Source organism: Mesorhizobium sp. M2A.F.Ca.ET.067.02.1.1, assembly GCF_004023285.1.
Taxonomy (GTDB): Bacteria; Pseudomonadota; Alphaproteobacteria; order Rhizobiales; family Rhizobiaceae; genus Mesorhizobium.
In genome coordinates this window covers 1-2,837 of sequence record NZ_RZSB01000765.1, presented here as the reverse complement: position 1 = coordinate 2,837, position 2,837 = coordinate 1, and the positions used below count along the sequence as shown (strand labels likewise).

Below are 2,837 nucleotides of genomic sequence, written 5' to 3'. Positions count from 1 at the left end.
CTGCCCGACACATAGTCCGGCATGCGGCCGATGATCTCGATATGGTCGCGATCGAGGCCGATCTCCTCGAAGGTCTCCCGCAGCGCGGTCGCCTCGGGGCCGGGGTCGGTGGGATCGATCGTGCCGCCCGGAAACGCCACCTGGCCGGAATGGCTGCGCAGCTTCTCGGCGCGCTTGGTGAGCAGCACCATGGCGCCCTCGGCGCGGTCGACGACCGGGATAAGCACAGCCGCGTCACGCAGCGGCTTGACGTGTTGGAGCCTGGGGTGATCGGGATTGAAGCGATGATCGCCGAAATCCTCGCCAAGAGTGATCGCGGCCTGCGCGGCGGCCCGGGCCCGGAAATCCGCGATCGAAAATGGCGCCCGGGTCACCTGGTCCATCACGCGCTCAGCCGTTTCAGTTTTTCGGCCGGCATGATCGGGTAGACCTCGCCGCCAGAGCGGACGGCGAACATCGCCTTGCCGTCGATGTCGATCTCCTCGCCATGCGCGACCAGCTCATACATGACAGCCCGCGCCACCAGCGCCTCCAGCCGTCCGCGCACCAGCACGTAGGGTTTCAGCCCGCCGGTTTCGTCCTCGTCGACGAAACGCAGCGGATGGCCGGGCCCGGCGGCGACAACGTCGCCGACATTGGTGCGGAAGGTGATGACTTGCTCGTCGCCGCTCCCGGAGACATTCATTTCGACGGCGATGAAAGGCGCGTCGACGACTCGTATTCCGACCCGCTCGACTGGGGTCACAAGATAGGTCTTGCCGTCGGCATCCTTGCGCAGCACGCTGGAAAAGAGCTGCACCAGCGGCATGCGGCCGATCGGCGTGCCGAGATAGAACCAGGTGCCGTCCGCCTTGATCTCCATGTCGAGGTCGCCGCAGAAGTCCGGATTCCAGCGCTCGACCGGCGCCGGCCCCTTGCCCGCCCGGGCCGCGCGCGAGATCAGCGCCTCGAGGCCGCGCGCCTCGGTAGCGCTCGTCAAGCTCTGCCCACCCGGGCTTTGTTCACGATGTTCGCTGCGTTCGGCCATGGTCACGAAATAGTCACTGTTGTCCCGATTGTCAGCCTTGTCCGCCCAAGTCTGTGATTTAAGTTCGAATGCAGGCGCCAGGCGGGGCCGAATCGCGGCATTCTGCGACATTGAGAATGCAGGCCGGTATTTCCAACCACAAGGGATCGAAACGGCATGAGCGTGATGATCAAGGAAAGCCCGATCAGCGAAAAAGCGATGATCGAGGAAGCTGAAAAAGCGCTGGCCGACATCTCCAAGGTCCGCGACGCGGTCGGCCGGGTGATCTTCGGCCAGGAAGCGGTCGTCGAGCGCACGCTGGTGGCGCTTCTGGCGGGCGGCCACGCGCTGCTGGTCGGCGTGCCGGGCCTCGCCAAGACCAAGCTGGTCGAGACGCTGGGGATCGTGCTCGGCCTCGATTCGCGCCGCGTCCAGTTCACGCCCGACCTGATGCCGTCCGACATCCTCGGCTCTGAGGTGATGGAGCAGGACGAGTTCGGCAAGCGCTCCTTCCGCTTCATTTCCGGGCCGATCTTCACGCAGTTGCTGATGGCAGACGAGATCAACCGCGCCTCGCCGCGCACGCAGTCCGCGCTGCTGCAGGCAATGCAGGAATATCACGTCACCATAGCCGGCGCCCGTTACGACCTGCCCTCGCCCTTCCACGTGCTGGCGACGCAGAACCCGCTGGAACAGGAAGGCACCTACCCGCTGCCCGAAGCCCAGCTCGACCGCTTCCTAATGCAGGTCGACATCCTTTATCCGGAGATCGATGCGGAGCGCCGCATCCTGCTCGAAACGACCGGTATCGACGAAGCCAAGGCCGACAAGGTGCTGCAGCCGGCGAGACTGAAGGAGATCCAGACGCTGATCCGCCGCATGCCGGTGCCGGAAAGCGTCGTCGAGGCGATCCTCAAGCTGGTGCGTTCGGCCCGACCCGGCCAGGGCAATGCCGAGACGGACAAGCATGTCGCCTGGGGGCCGGGCCCCCGCGCCAGCCAGGCGCTGACCCTGTGCGCCCGCGCCCGCGCCCTATATGATGGAAGGTTGGCGCCGTCGGTGGACGACGTCCGCGCCTTGGCCGAACCCGTGCTGCAGCACCGCATGGCGCTGACGTTCGCCGCCCGCGCCGAAGGCACTTCGGTGCGCGACGTGGTGGCGAAGCTGGCAAAAGGCATCTGATGGGTCGAATAGGCGAGGTCCAGGCACCGGTTGCGACGCGCGACGCGCTCGCCCGCGGCCGGTTGCGGGCTTCACTGGTTCCGGACCTGCTGGTCGAGGCGCGGCGCATCGTCAACACGGTGATCGCCGGTTGGCACGGCCGTCGCAAGCGCGGCATCGGCGAGAATTTCTGGCAGTTCCGGCCGTATGTCGAAGGCGATTCCTCGCGCATCGACTGGCGCCGCTCGGCCAGAGACGACCATACCTATGTGCGCGACCGCGAATGGGAAGCCGCGCACACCGTCTGGCTCTGGGCCGACCCCTCGCCTTCCATGCTCTACAAATCGGCCGGCGCTGGCGTTTCCAAGGAATCGCGCGCGCTGGTGCTGGCGCTCGCCTTGGCCGAGCTTTTGTCGCGCAGTGGCGAGCGCATCGCCTGGCCGGGCCTGACCGACCCGTTCACCGCCCGCAACGGCGCCGAGCGCATCGCCGCCCAGCTGAGCCACGCCGCCGCGCTGCCGGCCAAACCCGACCTGTCGGCCATCCGCCGCTTCTGCGACATCGTGCTCGTCAGCGATTTCCTCGACCCGGTCGAGGAAACCATGGCCTGGCTCGAGGTGCTCGCTCGCCATGGCGTGCGCGCCCATCTTATCGAGGTCGCCGACCCGGC

4 protein-coding genes are annotated in these 2,837 nt (G+C 66.7%); 2 read left to right on the top strand and 2 right to left on the bottom strand.

The window, feature by feature from the left end; all coding sequences use genetic code 11:
- Both EOA28_RS31445 and EOA28_RS31440 read right to left on the bottom strand, forming a co-directional pair.
- A partial coding sequence (locus EOA28_RS31445) for a CoA pyrophosphatase (protein ID WP_148670975.1) occupies positions 1-383 on the bottom strand: 383 nt, incomplete at its 3' end.
- On the bottom strand, positions 383-1,027 hold the full coding sequence (locus EOA28_RS31440) for a DUF1285 domain-containing protein (RefSeq protein WP_127251102.1): 645 nt from the start codon (positions 1,025-1,027) through the stop codon (positions 383-385). The genes EOA28_RS31440 and EOA28_RS31445, both read right to left, overlap by 1 nt.
- A gap of 156 nt (positions 1,028-1,183) precedes the next feature.
- Here EOA28_RS31440 and EOA28_RS31435 point away from each other — a divergent pair, with 156 nt between their 5' ends.
- Positions 1,184-2,188 carry a MoxR family ATPase gene (locus tag EOA28_RS31435; RefSeq protein WP_126059736.1) on the top strand — a complete coding sequence of 335 codons (1,005 nt, stop codon included), beginning with the start codon at positions 1,184-1,186 and terminating at the stop codon, positions 2,186-2,188.
- Positions 2,188-2,837 (top strand): DUF58 domain-containing protein (locus tag EOA28_RS31430; protein ID WP_148670974.1); only part of this gene is annotated, 650 nt, incomplete at its 3' end. The genes EOA28_RS31435 and EOA28_RS31430, both read left to right, overlap by 1 nt.

Excerpts from the sequence above, each read along its gene's own strand:
- EOA28_RS31440 (WP_127251102.1), bottom strand. The coding sequence starts at position 1,027 with ATGGCCGAACGCAGCGAACATCGTGAACAAAGCCCGGGTGGGCAGAGC.
- EOA28_RS31435 (WP_126059736.1), top strand. The coding sequence starts at position 1,184 with ATGAGCGTGATGATCAAGGAAAGCCCGATCAGCGAAAAAGCGATGATC.